Source organism: Pseudomonas sp. FYR_2, assembly GCF_043106425.1.
Classification (GTDB): domain Bacteria; phylum Pseudomonadota; class Gammaproteobacteria; order Pseudomonadales; family Pseudomonadaceae; genus Aquipseudomonas; species Aquipseudomonas monteilii.
The window spans coordinates 47,077-60,888 of record NZ_JBICMM010000033.1 but is presented as its reverse complement, the minus strand read 5'-3'; the positions used below and the strand labels follow the sequence as shown (position 1 = coordinate 60,888).

The window sequence follows — 13,812 nt, the reverse complement described above, 5'->3', positions numbered from 1 at the left end:
GGTCAAGGGGCCGCAAAGCGGCCCCAATTATTGTCAGTTCTGTTCGGCGACGCTCGATTTGCCTTGGCGCGTCTCGATCTCACCAATCAAGCGCTTGGCCAGCGCCGGATAGTTCTCGTCGAAGTGGTGCCCGCCTGGCAGTTTCAGGCGCTCACCCACCGCCGTCTTTTCCGTGCAACCGCTTTCATCGGTTTCTTCAACGCCATACACACACACCACCTTGGACGCCGGCAGCCTGGCCATCTCTGGCCCGGTCGGTGCTTCCTGACCTTCCTTGCCCAACCAGCCCTCGACCTCGATCTCGAAGCTGCCACTGCGGGCAAACGCCAGCAGCATTACGGCATCGATACGCTGTTGGTCCTCTGCCGGCAGGCGGTTATAGATGGCTGGCAGCACATCGGCACCGAACGAATAACCTGTCAGCACGAAGCGCTTGGTGCCCCACTTCTGCCGGTAATGTTGCATCAGCTCGGACAGATCGGCGGCGCTTTGCTCCGGGGTCTTGTGCTGCCAGTAGTAGCGCAGCGTGTCGATGCCTACCACCGGGTAGCCCAGCTTGGCCATTTCCCCGGCCACATCACGGTCCAGGTCGCGCCAGCCACCATCACCGGAGAGGAACAGAGTGACTGTGTCGGTCGTCTGCCCGGCCGGTACCTCGACCACCGGAATAGCCAGGGCGTTGCCGTCACGGCCAACCAGGGCCTGGGTCAGCTGGGCCTTGAGCACTTGTGGCAGGTGAATGTCGTAGTCGCTGATGCTGGTTTCGGCGTTCGCCTGGTCACGTACGAAAGCGGCGCTGGCGTCATCCGGGTTGTCGTTCCAGGCGACGTTCCAGTGGCCATGAGGTGCCGCCTTGGGCAGTGGGGCCTGACAGCCGGGTTGCTCCAGGCTGAAGTCCACTGAAATGGCCCGCGCCTTGTCATCGCTCTGGCTGGCCAGCCAACGCCAGGCCTGGGCGGCGCCAGGGCCTATGCCGGCGACCAGCGTCGGCTTTTCCGACAGCTCTGCCAGGGCCTGGTCCATGGCCTGCTGCTGTTTGCTACAGTCGTTCGGCGGCAGCACCACCTGCACCAGCTGGGCTTCGCCGGCCTGGCTCAGGTCCAGCAGTTGCTTGTCGGTCAATGCCTGGTCCTGCGGTACGCCAATGGCCACCCGGGCCTTGGCGTGCACGCCAGGTGTCACCCGGGTGATGTGGGTGTCATTGAGGCTCAGTTGCTCCAGGCGCGCCTCGGGGGCCGGGCGCGTCCACAGCCAGAACGCCAGCGCGCCACCCAGGGCGGCCAGTAGCAGGGGAACCAGCAGGTACAGCCAATAGCGTCGGGTCATCAACGTTTCACCAATCCAGTCAGGCCGCCTGCAATCAGGGCGGCAGTGTCGGCCAGTGCTACCAGCGGGTCGAGCCCGGCCGGCACGGCCATGTAGCGGGGTTCCCAGTCCGGTTGGAACTTGTCCTTGAAGCGGCGAAGCCCCTGGAAGTTGTACAACTGCTCGCCCCGGCGGAACACCATCGAACCCAGGCGCTGGGTCAAGGGAGCACCTCGCCGCGGTTGCAGGCCGGAAAGCGGCACCATGCCAAGGCTGAAGCGGGCGTAGTCATGGCTTTTGTAGTGCAGGATCAAGCCGATCATCATGAACTCCATGGTCAGCTTGGGGGCCTCGGGGTGCGCACGCATCAGGTCGAGGCTTGCCAGTTCGTTGCCATGGGTTTCCAGCAGGTTGGCGAAGGCTACCGGGCGGCCCTGGAAGCGAATCAGCGCGATGCGGAAGTGTTGCAGGTAGTCCGGGCTGAAGCGCCCCAACGAAAAGCCTTTCTCTCGCACGTTCTTGCCGCCGAGCCAGGCATCGGAAATTTCCTTCAGCTCTGCCAGCGGGGCGTGCCCGGGTTCATGGATTTCCAGGCTCAGGCCGTCGCGACCACCGCGATTCCAAGTGTAGCGCAGGTCTTTCATCTCCTTGCCTTTGGCTTCCAGATCGAAGCGGCGCAGGTCGACACGGGCTTCTTCACCCAGCTTCAGCGCTGTCAGGCCAATGTCCATGTAGAACGGCAGGTTTTCGGCACGTACTTGGTAGAACACCGGGCGAGCGTGGTGCAGGTCGCACAGATCGCGGAACTGCCAGATCATCTCGGCGCGTTCCTGGGCCGGGCCGATGGGGTCGTATAGGGCCACCAGGCTGCGGCCACGCCGCGCGTACATGAGGAAGGCATTGCCACGCGGGTGGAACAGCAACGCTTTGTCGCCCGTCAGGGCCAGGCCGCCGTCGGGCTGGTCGGAAGCCAGCAAGATACGGTTGGCGCGCTGCAGTTCCGCTTCGTCGGGCAGGTGGATCACAGGAGGGGCGGTGCGCAGCAGCCAGGTCAGCGCCACCGCGGCCAGCAGCAAGGCGCTGCCCATGGCGGCGCGCAGGCCGCGTGGGGCATCGGCATCGAGGGTGAACTGCCACCACAGCTGATGGCTGTAGGGCACATCCTGGTAGGCGAACAGCAGCAGCCACACCGAAGCGCCGACTGCGCAGGCACTGGCCACCAGGAACACCGGCGAGAAGGGCAGCTCCAGCAGGCGGCTGGGGCGGTAGAACGAGCGACGGAACAGGGCAAGCAGGGTCGCGGTAAAGGTCAGCAGGCACGCTTCTTCCCAGTCAAACCCCTTGAGCAGCGACAGCAGGGCGCCCACCAACAACAGCACGGTAGTCAGCAACCAGGCGGCGGACAGGCGCCGACGCAGGCCCTGGGCCAGCAGCAGGCACAGCACGCCGATCAGGCTGGCGCCGAAGTGCGAGGCATCGATCAGCCGGTGCGGCACCAGGAAGCCCATGTGTTCCAGGCGCGTGTCGATTTCGGGTGTGGCGCCCGAGAACAGCAGCACCACGCCGGACAGGAATACCAGAATCGACAGGATCGGTGCGGCCAGTCCGGAAGCTGCCTTGATGGCCTGCTGGGCGAACAGCAGGCGCCGGGCTTCGTTGGCCAGCAACAGTACACAGGCCAGCAGCAATGGCAGTACCACGTAGATCAGCCGGTACAGCAGCAGGGCGGCCGCCAGCGGTGCAGCACCGAGCTGGTCGGCAAAGGCTGCCAGCAGGATCGCTTCGAACACCCCGACGCCGCCCGGCACATGGCTGAGTACGCCAGCGGCCAACGCCAGCAGGTACACCAGCACGAATGCCCCGAAAGGTGGTGCTTCGGGCAGCAGCAGATACAGGACGGTGGCGGCGGCTGTCACATCCAGCGCGGTGATCAGCAGTTGCAGGGCCGCCAGCCGTGTGCCTGGCAGGCGTAGCGTGCGGCGGCCCAGCTGTACCAGCAGGTTGTTCGACAGCGGTTGCTCGGCCAGGCGCCGGCGGTACAAGCCGAACACCAGCAGGGCAGAGGCTACCAGCACGGCGGTGGCGATGCCTGCCAGCAAGCCCGGCGCCAACCCCAGTGCAGCCGAGGCTGCCGGCAGGTCGCTCAAGGTCGCCAAGGCTGCCAGGGGAGGCAGCGCGCAGCCCAGCGACAAGCTGGCAAACACCGTCATGCGAGCGACTTCGCCAGCCCCCAGCCCTTGGCGTGCATAGAGCCGGTAGCGCACCGATCCGCCTGACAGCATCGACAGCCCGATGGCGTTGCCGATGGCAAAGGCACTGAAGCCGCCCAGCACCAGGCTGTGCACTGGCAACTTCACCCCGGCATAGCGGCTGGCCGACCACTCGTAACCCAGCAGGATCACGAAGCCCGCAACCGTCGCCACACAGGCGCCCAGCAACGACTGGGTCGGCACACTGAGCATGGCGTCGTGCAAGGCATAGATATCCAGCTCGCTCAGCAGGTGGCGGCAGGCAATCAAAGCCATGGTGAACAGCACCAAGGTCACTGCCAGGCCGATGGGCTGGCGGTAGCGGCTCAGGCGTTCGAGCAAGGGCAGGCGTTGCACGGCACCGGGCAGTGCCGAGGCGAGCGGCACCTGAGGTTCGGGGTTATGGGAAGTCATGAGTTGCCCCGGGCATGCTGCGCGAGGTAGAGGGAAGGTGCGGCCAAGTGAAAGTCCCTTAGGAAAACGTATCCAATATTACTCCGGCCTCAGGCGCTTTCAGCGGCCTGGCAGGGTTAAAGATAGTTCATCCTGGGGACGATGCCTCAAACCTGCGGGATGGCTGGAGGGGCGGAGAAAATGAAGCGATGAAATGCAGGGGCGTAGAAACAACAAACCCCGCGCTGCTGTTAAACAGGCGGGGTTTGTTCTGACGAATATGGTTGCGGGAGCCGGATTTGAACCGACGACCTTCGGGTTATGAGCCCGACGAGCTACCAGGCTGCTCCATCCCGCGTCAGAGGGGCGAATTCTACAGTCTGCCAATTGAATGTCAAGCATTCGGCTTCGGTTTGAGCGTTTTTATTCGCTGTGCTTTTGAGCGAGCAAAGAAAAAGGCCACTGTGTTAACAGTGGCCTTTTCTTGAATCTGGTTGCGGGAGCCGGATTTGAACCGACGACCTTCGGGTTATGAGCCCGACGAGCTACCAGGCTGCTCCATCCCGCGTCAGTGGGGCGAATTCTACAGTTTGTAATGTGTATGTCAAGCGCTACGCTTTGATTTTTCGAGCTTTTTTTAAAGTTGCCTTTCAGCAGGCAAAGAAAAAGGCCACTGCGTTAACAGTGGCCTTTTCTCGAATCTGGTTGCGGGAGCCGGATTTGAACCGACGACCTTCGGGTTATGAGCCCGACGAGCTACCAGGCTGCTCCATCCCGCGCCTGTGAGATCGAATTCTACGGATTTACTTCCTGCTGTCAAGCAAATATTCAGGAAAAACCTTTTTTGTTCAAACCCTTAGCACTCGTTGGCAAGATGCAGCTCAGGCGCGGCGCGGCTTTCAGGCCAATTGTCGAATGCTGGCGCGGGTAGCTGTTTCAGGGCAGGGCGCATGCGATACTATCTGTATGAATTTACAGTGCTGACGGTCATCCATGTCCTTGCGCAAGATCATCCACGTCGACTGTGATTGCTTTTACGCTGCGATCGAGATGCGTGACGACCCGCGTCTGGCCGGGCGCCCCATGGCGGTGGGAGGTTCACCCGACCACCGTGGGGTGATCGCCACCTGTAACTATGAGGCGCGTGCCTATGGTGTGCGCTCGGCCATGTCGTCGCGCCATGCACTTAAACTGTGCCCCGACTTGCTGATCGTCAAGCCGCGCTTCGAGGCTTACCGGGAGGCCTCGCGCGAAATCCATAGCATTTTCCGCGACTACACCGAGTTGATCGAGCCGTTGTCGCTGGACGAAGCCTATCTGGACGTGAGCGATAGCCAGTGGTACTCGGGCAGCGCCACGCGTATTGCCGAGGATATTCGCCGGCGGGTCGCCCGTACCTTGCATATCACCGTATCGGCGGGGGTGGCGCCGAACAAGTTCCTGGCCAAGATCGCCAGCGACTGGCGTAAGCCCAATGGCCTGTTCGTGATTACCCCGGGTGAAGTGGAGGCGTTCGTGGCTGCCTTGCCGGTGGCCAGGTTGCACGGGGTGGGCAAGGTGACGGCAGACAAACTGGCACGGCTGGGTATTGAAACCTGTCTGGAACTACGCGAATGGTCGCGCCTGGCGCTGGTGCGCGAGTTTGGCAGTTTTGGCGAGCGCTTGTGGGGGCTTGCGCGGGGGATCGACGAACGTGCGGTGCACAACGACAGCCGTCGACAGTCGGTGAGTGTGGAAAACACCTACGACACCGACCTTCCAGACCTGGCCAGCTGCCTGGCGCGGCTGCCCGAGCTGCTGGAAAGCCTGAACGAACGCATCGCCCGCATGGACAGCAGTTACCGGCCGGACAAACCCTTCGTCAAGGTGAAGTTCCACGACTTCAGCCAGACAACCATGGAGCAGGCCGGGGCGGGCAGAGACCTGGAAAGCTATCGACAGTTGCTGGGGCAGGCGTTCGCCCGTGGAGGCAAGCCGGTACGCTTGCTGGGCGTGGGGGTGAGGTTGCGCGATTTGCGCGGGGCGCATGAGCAGTTGGAACTGTTCCCGCCCAAATGAAAGGGGCCGCGACGCGGCCCCAGTGTGTTATTGCGCGCCCGGATCAGCCACCAAACGGCCAGTGGCCTTGGTCAGCGACTGCAGAAACTCCTGCTGCAGTTCTGGATCGTTGCGGGTCAGCTCGATCAGGCTTTGTTCCATTTCACTGGCTTCTTCTTCAAGGCCGAGCTCGGACAGGCGCTTGACCCGGTGGACCCATTGGCCGACATCGTCATCTTCGAGGTCATCGAAGATCAGCTCATGGGCTTCGAGCAGCTTGTTGCGCAGGGTGGCGCTGACCAGCAGGCTGGCATCGCCACGCACCGCGTTGTCCTCGTCGAGTACCTGCAGGTGCAGGGTGCCGATGTGGTTGAGGTTCTGCTCCGAGAACGGGCTGTCGAGCAGGTTCAGGCGCAGCACGCCGTTCCTGTCGGTAGTCAGTTCGTGGGTCATCTTGCCAGCCTTGACCTCGACCAGGCGTTCGCTCCAGGGCACGCTGGTCGATTCCTCACGCTTGCCTTTCTGCACCTCGCTGATCCCGGCCAGGTTCTGCTGGGCGCGGCCGTTGGACGGCACGTTCATGAACGGGTTGAGCCCGTCCACGCCGTAGCTGAGCCAGTCGTGAGTGATACTTTGCGGCAGGTTGCCCAAGGCGAAGACGTTGACCACGTTGGCCCCGACGCCCGCCACCACGGCCACTGCACCCAGCGGGATCTCGTAGATCTCGCGCCAGGGCTGATACGGCGTGTAGCGGTCGTAACGACGGGTAACTTCGAACTCGGTGACTTCGAAGCGCTTCTGCTCATGCACACGCACACGTCGTTGCGGAAGCTCCATCACCTTCGGCTCGCCGACATCGATCTGCAGGGTGTGCTCGAGCAGTTTGCGCTCGACGCGCTCCTCATGGTCGCTGCGCTGGGACATTTGGTTGGCGCAGCCGCTGACGAGCAGGGCGCCGCACAGTGCGGCGCCCCCCAGGGTAAAGGTACTTCGCTTGAACATGATCACTCGTGCATTGGTTATCAGCGGCGAACGCGGGCCTGCAGGAAGCTCAGCACTTCACTGAGCGGCAATGCTTGCGCGTCCTGCTCGGTGCGGTGCTTGTACTCAAGGTTGCCTTCGGCCAGGCCGCGATCGCTGACGACGATGCGGTGCGGGATGCCGATCAGCTCCATGTCGGCAAACTTGATGCCTGGGCTGGTTTTCTTGTCGCGGTCGTCCAGCAGCACTTCAAAGCCGGCGGCGGTCAGTTCGGCATACAGCTTGTCGGTTGCCTCGCGGACCACGTCGGTTTCGTAGCGCAGCGGGACCAGGGCGATCTGGAACGGGGCTAGGGCGTCGTTCCAGATGATGCCTTTGTCGTCATAGCTCTGCTCGATGGCAGCGGCGACCACGCGGGACACGCCGATGCCGTAGCAGCCCATGGACAGGGTTACCGGCTTGCCGTTCTCGCCCAGTACCTGGCACTTCAGCGCTTCGCTGTACTTGGTGCCCAGCTGGAAGATGTGGCCCACTTCGATGCCGCGCTTGATCACCAGGGTACCCTGGCCGTCCGGGCTTGGGTCGCCTTCGACCACGTTGCGCAGGTCGGCAACTTGTGGAACTGGCAGGTCGCGCTCCCAGTTGACGCCGAAGTAGTGCTTGTCGTCGATGTTGGCGCCGATGCCGAAGTCGCTCATCAGGGCAACCGAACGGTCGATGATGCATTCCAGTGGCAGGTTCAACGGGCCGAGCGAGCCGGCACCGGCGCCAATGGCGTCGCGCAGTTCGGCTTCGGTGGCCATGACCAGTGGGTCGGCAACCTGTTCCAGCTTGGTGGCCTTGATTTCGTTCAGCTCGTGGTCACCACGAACGACCAGGGCAATCAGCTTGCCTTCTTCGGCGCCGCGCACGATCAGGGTCTTGACGGTTTTTTCGATGGCCAGGCCGAAGTTTTCCACCAGCTGGGCGATGGTTTTGGCGTTTGGCGTGTCGACCAGTCGCAGCTCCTCGGTAGGGGCAGGGCGCACGGTTTCACGCGGGATGGCCTCGGCCTTCTCGATGTTGGCGGCGTAGTCGGAGCTGTCGCTGAAGATCACGTCGTCTTCGCCGGACTCGGCCAGTACGTGGAATTCGTGCGAATAGCTGCCACCGATCGAGCCGGTGTCGGCCTGCACTGGGCGGAAGTCCAGGCCCAGGCGGGTGAACACGTTGCTGTACGCCTGGTGCATGCGGTCGTAGGTTTCCTGCAGGGAAGCCTGGTCGGCATGGAACGAGTAGGCGTCCTTCATGATGAACTCGCGGCCACGCATCAGGCCGAAGCGCGGGCGGATCTCGTCACGGAATTTGGTCTGGATCTGGTACATGTTGAGCGGCAGCTGTTTATAGCTGGACAGCTCGTTACGGGCCAGGTCGGTGATGACTTCTTCGTGGGTCGGGCCAACGCAGAAATCCCGCTGGTGGCGGTCCTTCAGGCGCAGCAGCTCTGGGCCGTACTGTTCCCAGCGGCCGGACTCCTGCCACAGTTCGGCAGGCTGGATGCTCGGCATCAGCACTTCCAGGGCGCCGGCGGCGTTCATTTCCTCGCGTACCACGGCCTCGACCTTGCGCATTACCCGCAGGCCCATCGGCAGCCAGGTGTACAGGCCGGAGGCCAGTTTGCGGATCATGCCGGCGCGCAGCATGAGCTGATGGCTGATGACCACTGCGTCGGCAGGGGTTTCTTTCTGGGTGGCGAGCAAATATTGACTGGTGCGCATGGTTAGCCGTGTCGATTGCCTAAGACGTTGAAATAGCCCCGCATTGTACGGGGGTGAAACGAAGGCGTACAGGATGCCCCAGGGCGTGACACTTGTCAGCCAAGAAAAAGCCCGGCGTGATCGCCGGGCTTTTCAGGTGCGGGGCACTGCAAGCCAGGCTTACAGGATGCTCAGCGGGTACTCCACGATCAGACGCAGTTCGTCGATCGATGGGGAATCGTAGTAGGTGCCATCGGAAGAGCGGTAGGTGGCTTGGCGCACGCGGAAGCTCAGGTCTTTCGCCGGGCCGCTCTGCAGCACGTACTTGATATCGACGTCGCGTTCCCACTCTTTGCCGTTGCTGGTGCCGGCGACGTTGGCGTCGGAACCGCGTACATAACGGGTCATGAAGGTCAGGCCTGGGATGCCGTATTCGGCAAAGTTCAGGTCGTAGCGAGCCTGCCAGGATTTCTCGTCTTCGGCGTTGAAGTCGGAACGCGCCACGGAGTTGGCCAGGAAGATGGTGCCGCCACCGTCCACGCCATAGCCATAGTCGCCGTCACCGGTGACTTTCTGGTAGGCCAGGGTGAAGGTGTGAGCGCCGATGTTGTAGGCGCCCGACAGGCTGAACGCGCGGTTGTCCAGTTTGTCTCCATCGAATGCGCGATACTCGGCCGAACCTTCGCTCTTGGTGTCATAGATGTTGAAGTCGAACACCAGGCCTTGTTTGTCCGAGATCGGCAGTGCCCAGTTTACGTTGGCGTAGTACTTGCGCCAGTAGTCTTCGACCTTCGAGTAGTACAGGCTGGTGCTGAGGTTGTCGGTGAAGGCGTAAGTACCACCTACAACGTTGGCTTCCTTCAGGCGGAGGCTGTCGCGGTTGGTCTGCTCCTGGCCGGTCAGGCTGGTGAAATGGCCAGCGTGCAGGGTCAGGCCCTTGATCTCGTTGCTGGTGATCAGAGTGCCCTGAGCGATTTCTGGCAGCAGGCGGCTGTCGTCGGTGGCGAAGACCGGCAGAGCGGTGAACTGGTCACCTACTTTCAGCACGGTATCGGAGATGCGGAACTTAACCGCGCCGCCGCCTTTGGAGTAATCATCCTGCGCTCGACCGTCGGAGTCGTTCGGGAACAGGCCGGTATTGACGCGGCCTCTGCCACTGTCCAGTTTCAGGCCGAGCATGCCAATGGCATCCACACCCACACCCACGGTGCCTTGAGTGAAGCCGGACTCGAAGGTGCCGAGGAAGCCCAGACCGGTTTCTTCGCGACGGCTCTGGGTGCCCGCAGGGTTGTTTCGGAAGTCACGGCTGAAGTACAGCATGCGGGTTTTGACGCTCAGCTTGCTGTCTTCGAGAAAACCTTTGGACTCGTCTTGTGCCGAGGCCATTGCCAACTGCGAGGTCCCCGCCGTAACGGCCAGGGCGATCATGCTCCACTTCATCACGCGCATCGTGACTTGCTCCTTTGGTTTTTAGGAAGAGTACTGCTGCGTCCCAAATCTTTTAGTTATAGGGTGCAGCTCTTTCTTGTTATGTCGGCGAAAATGTATAGCACGCTGACTGTTGTTGGCGATATGGCTATAAGCACTCTTTTCGGAACTTTTTCACCCTGTCGCTTTTAGGTATTTCCATGTCGCAAATCACGCCCCCGGTTTAAGGGTCGTACAACGCCAGCGCTGTTCCTGTCACCGTAACAAACCTGTAACTACCGGTTCCGGTTAGGGGAACTCCCTGGTAACCAATGCCGCTGTTGTTATTTGTCGCGTTCACCTGCCATTGCAGATGTCGTGCCGACTTGGCGTGAAGGGAATGCAACAAGCGTGCTCAAAATTCGCAACACTTCATGAAATTTTCACAAAACCTACTACCGAGGGTCGGAAAGTCCCGTAAACACGGGGTGAAGCCGGCTTGCGCTCATGTTGGAGTCGAGAATCATTAAAATTTAAAAAGCTGCCATTAAAGTCAATGTGTTACCGTAAATTGTTCATCCAGAGTCGTTTGTGGGGTGACAGGTGTGGAGAGCGTGGGCAGAAGGCCTCATTTTGGTGCGAAAAGTAGCGCTGTGTTACCGGGAGTGTGCAAGGTATCCTTGCAGGCCTGATTTCCGCTTAAAGCGGGTTGGTTTTGCCTGAAGGAGATATGCCGTGTTCGTCCTCGATTCGCGTTTGCAGCAGGATTCCCTGGTGCTGGGGGAGTTTGCACTGTGCCAGTTGCTGCTGAGCAGGGATGCCAACTACCCATGGTTCATCCTGGTGCCCAAGCGCGCCGGTATCAGCGAACTGTTCGAGCTGGATGCGGCGGAGCAGCAGCAGTTGTGGCAGGAAACAACCCTGTTGGCTGAGGCGCTGAAAGCCAGCTACAGCGCCGACAAGATGAACGTGGCCACCTTGGGCAACGTGGTCAGTCAGTTGCATATGCACGTGATCGTGCGCCAGCGCGACGACGCTGCCTGGCCGGCACCGGTGTGGGGCAAGTGCCCGGCGGTGGCCTACAGCGACGATCAGCTGAATGCCATTCGCCAGCGCCTGCGTGGGCTGCAACTTGCTGGTTATCAGGAGGCCTGAGATGTCGCTGGAGTTACGTATTGTCGAACTGGAAACCCGCCAGGCGTTCCAGGATGACACTATCCAGGCGTTGAATGACGTGGTGGTCGAGCAGGCGCGAGTGATCGAGCGGCTGCAGTCGCAGATGGCCGAGCTGATCAAGCGTTATGAAGAGATGGTCGGCCAGTACGGCAGCGAAGGGGAGGAGGCGCCACCGCCTCATTATTGATGCGTTGCTGAGGCATATTCACCGGTATGCCGGTAAATATGCCTCTGGATGAAGCGGCAATCAGCGGCGGGTGACCGCAACCACATCTTCGGCCTGCAGGCCTTTGTCGCGGTGCATTACCGAAAACTCAACGCGCTGGCCTTCGACCAGAATGCGATGGCCTTCGCCGCGAATGGCGCGAAAGTGCACGAAGATGTCATCACCCGAATCTCGGGAAATGAAGCCAAAGCCTTTCGACGTGTTGAACCACTTGACGGTGCCGGTATCGCGGTTGCCGGCATCCTGAACGGCATGCTGGCTGTTGCGTGCCTTGCGCGGGCTGCGGGCAAAGCCCACGGCCAGGTGCACTGCCACTGCTAGTGCCGCGCAGACCAGTGCCGCGAGGTTGCCCATTTCCGGGCGGGCCAGCAATGTCAGGGTTTGCAGCACCACCGCCACCACCAGCAGGGCGCAGGCAAGGTGCTGCAACTGCTGCCGCGCGCCGCGGTAGTACAGGGGCACGACCGGGGCCAGGACCAGGTTGAGCAGGCCGAGGAGTGTCAGGTAGACCGCGTCAGGTTGTTGCAGGAAGGGTGTCGCGTCGGTTTTCAGGCTGGGTATGAGCGATAGCAGCAAGGCTGCCACGCCCGTCACCAGATGGACGATCTTGAACATGGGGTTGGCTCACAGTTGATAAGGCCGATCACAGGAAGAGCGGGCAGCACGGTGCGCATGAGGTGTAGAGCGCGAACACGTGGCAGGCCAGCCTATGCACCCGGCAATGACAGTCCGCACGGGTGGCACGGTGCCTATTTAACAGTAAAGCCGCAGGCTACTCAAACCGCAGGCCGCCCGGCGGGCAATGTGTTGCGCCATGTCACATGCGGCAGGGGGGAAGTGTTGCTACAGTGGTCCACGTCCGCTTGAGTCTCAAGCCTTATGGAAAGGGGAGCTTCATGGCAATCGATATCGGTATCAGCGAAGAGGATCGCAAGTCCATCGTCGACGGGCTGTCCCGCCTGTTGTCGGATACTTACGTGCTGTATCTGAAAACCCATAACTTTCACTGGAACGTCACCGGCCCGTCGTTCCGCACCCTGCACCTGATGTTTGAAGAGCAGTACAACGAGCTGGCGCTGGCGGTCGACTCCATCGCCGAGCGGATCCGGGCCTTGGGCTTCCCGGCGCCGGGGTCGTATGCATTCTATGCGCGGCACTCGTCTATCAAGGAGGAGGAAGGTGTACCCCCGGCAGACGAGATGATCCGCCAGCTGGTGCAGGGGCAGGAGGCCGTGGTGCGCACGGCGCGCAGCATTTTCCCCGTGGTGGACAAGGTCAGTGACGAACCTACCGCCGACTTGCTGACCCAGCGCATGCAGGTTCACGAAAAGACCGCGTGGATGCTGCGGGTATTGCTCGACGGCAAATAATTGCCCTGAGCCGTGACATAAACCCGGGGGAGCGGGCGTGCCGGCGAACACCGGCGCAGCCGGTGCCATCCACCGCGTTGCCTGCTTCGCGGGCAAGCCCGCTCCCACAGGCTCTATGTCGCGCCAAGTGGTTAGGTGTTTGTGCAGGAAGATTTTGCCGCTGCTTTAAGATCGCCCGTCAGCGCTTCATTGATCGCCTGTTACCGGTGACGAGGAAGTTGGGCGCATGACGCAAGCAAGCAAGCGTGTGGCTGGTCAGGGTGGTTGGCCAGGAAAACAGTGCATTGATCCGTTCAAGGCGGATTTCGACATGTTGCAGATCCAGCCGGTGTCGCGCTCGGTGCGGTTGAACGGGTTTTCCACCTGCTTGCGCCTGGAGGCCGTCTACTGGGGTATCCTGGAGCGTATCGCCGCTGCTAACCGCTGTTCGGTCAGTGCGGTGTTGTCCTACGTGGACCGCGAAGTGCACTTGCGCCAGGGTGGGGTGCGTAACTTCAGTGGGCTGATCCGGGTCATCTGCGTCGCCTGGCTGCAAAACCCGCCAAGTGTGCGCTGATCGCCGGGCGGGCTGCGCAGTGCCTGTTAACCATATATAATCCCGCTTTTTGCTGCCCCGGCAGCCAGCGTTGTGGTTGACGAGAGACACCCATGCCCCTTTATGACTATCAATGTGCATCCTGCGAGCACCGCATGGAAGTGCTGCAGAAGATCAGCGCCGCGCCGCTGACCGATTGCCCGGCCTGTCAGGCGCCAGCGCTGAAAAAGCTGCTGTCGGTGCCAGGCTTTCGCCTGAGCGGTAATGGTTGGTACGAAACCGACTTCAAGACCGGGGCAAAAAAGAATCTGGCAGGCGGCGACAAGGCCGACTGAGTTGAATGCTGTGACCGGGTCTTGCAGTATTAGCCCTCCGGGCGGCCAAGGCCTCCACCGAA

12 protein-coding genes and 3 tRNA genes are annotated in these 13,812 nt (G+C 61.4%); 6 read left to right on the top strand and 9 right to left on the bottom strand.

Annotated features, from left to right (window positions below):
• Positions 1-33 precede the first annotated feature (33 nt).
• The 5 genes from ACF8R4_RS14190 to ACF8R4_RS14170 form a co-directional block, all read right to left on the bottom strand.
• Positions 34-1,326, bottom strand: a complete 1,293-nt coding sequence (locus ACF8R4_RS14190; protein ID WP_060498615.1) for a virulence factor family protein — start codon at positions 1,324-1,326, stop codon at positions 34-36.
• Positions 1,326-3,968, bottom strand: a complete 2,643-nt coding sequence (gene mprF, locus ACF8R4_RS14185) for a bifunctional lysylphosphatidylglycerol flippase/synthetase MprF (RefSeq protein ID WP_392492729.1) — start codon at positions 3,966-3,968, stop codon at positions 1,326-1,328. The genes ACF8R4_RS14190 and mprF overlap by 1 nt, the downstream gene beginning before the upstream one ends.
• 260 nt (positions 3,969-4,228) lie before the next feature.
• Positions 4,229-4,305 (bottom strand) — tRNA-Met (locus ACF8R4_RS14180).
• A 133-nt stretch (positions 4,306-4,438) separates the two neighbouring features.
• Positions 4,439-4,515: transfer RNA gene (locus tag ACF8R4_RS14175), tRNA-Met, on the bottom strand.
• A 134-nt stretch (positions 4,516-4,649) separates the two neighbouring features.
• Positions 4,650-4,726, bottom strand: a tRNA-Met gene (locus tag ACF8R4_RS14170).
• Positions 4,727-4,946: 220 nt separating this feature from the next.
• Here ACF8R4_RS14170 and dinB point away from each other — a divergent pair.
• Positions 4,947-6,005 (top strand): DNA polymerase IV, encoded by a 1,059-nt coding sequence (gene dinB, locus ACF8R4_RS14165; protein WP_164525228.1) that lies wholly within the window; start codon positions 4,947-4,949, stop codon positions 6,003-6,005.
• 27 nt (positions 6,006-6,032) lie between these two features.
• Here the strand turns inward: dinB and ACF8R4_RS14160 are convergent, their stop codons facing one another.
• From ACF8R4_RS14160 to ACF8R4_RS14150, 3 genes are all read right to left on the bottom strand, one after another.
• On the bottom strand, positions 6,033-6,986 hold the full coding sequence (locus ACF8R4_RS14160; protein WP_060498618.1) for a hypothetical protein: 954 nt from the start codon (positions 6,984-6,986) through the stop codon (positions 6,033-6,035).
• 20 nt (positions 6,987-7,006) lie between these two features.
• Positions 7,007-8,722 (bottom strand): proline--tRNA ligase, encoded by a 1,716-nt coding sequence (locus ACF8R4_RS14155; protein ID WP_060498619.1) that lies wholly within the window; start codon positions 8,720-8,722, stop codon positions 7,007-7,009.
• A gap of 159 nt (positions 8,723-8,881) precedes the next feature.
• Positions 8,882-10,150, bottom strand: coding sequence for an OprD family porin (locus ACF8R4_RS14150; protein WP_060498620.1), 1,269 nt, complete (start codon positions 10,148-10,150; stop codon positions 8,882-8,884).
• A gap of 693 nt (positions 10,151-10,843) precedes the next feature.
• On the opposite strand from ACF8R4_RS14150, the gene ACF8R4_RS14145 reads away from it, so the two are divergent.
• On the top strand, positions 10,844-11,263 hold the full coding sequence (locus ACF8R4_RS14145; protein WP_060498621.1) for an HIT domain-containing protein: 420 nt from the start codon (positions 10,844-10,846) through the stop codon (positions 11,261-11,263).
• 1 nt (position 11,264) lies between these two features.
• Positions 11,265-11,471, top strand: a complete 207-nt coding sequence (locus ACF8R4_RS14140; RefSeq protein WP_016712002.1) for a SlyX family protein — start codon at positions 11,265-11,267, stop codon at positions 11,469-11,471.
• Between the two features lie 60 nt (positions 11,472-11,531).
• On the opposite strand, the gene ACF8R4_RS14135 is transcribed toward ACF8R4_RS14140, so the two are convergent.
• Complete coding sequence (locus tag ACF8R4_RS14135; protein ID WP_104833283.1) at positions 11,532-12,125, bottom strand: cold-shock protein; 594 nt, start codon at positions 12,123-12,125, stop codon at positions 11,532-11,534.
• Between the two features lie 281 nt (positions 12,126-12,406).
• Here ACF8R4_RS14135 and ACF8R4_RS14130 point away from each other — a divergent pair, with 281 nt between their 5' ends.
• The 3 genes from ACF8R4_RS14130 (at position 12,407) to ACF8R4_RS14120 (ending at position 13,750) form a co-directional block, all read left to right on the top strand.
• On the top strand, positions 12,407-12,880 hold the full coding sequence (locus ACF8R4_RS14130) for a Dps family protein (protein ID WP_003254783.1): 474 nt from the start codon (positions 12,407-12,409) through the stop codon (positions 12,878-12,880).
• Between the two features lie 226 nt (positions 12,881-13,106).
• The gene (locus tag ACF8R4_RS14125) at positions 13,107-13,436 is read left to right on the top strand and encodes a ribbon-helix-helix domain-containing protein (protein ID WP_060498623.1); all 330 of its coding nucleotides are present in this window, start codon (positions 13,107-13,109) and stop codon (positions 13,434-13,436) included.
• Positions 13,437-13,528: 92 nt separating this feature from the next.
• Entirely contained in the window at positions 13,529-13,750 is a 222-nt protein-coding gene (locus tag ACF8R4_RS14120) for an FmdB family zinc ribbon protein (protein WP_003254776.1), read from the top strand.
• Positions 13,751-13,812: the final 62 nt, after the last annotated feature.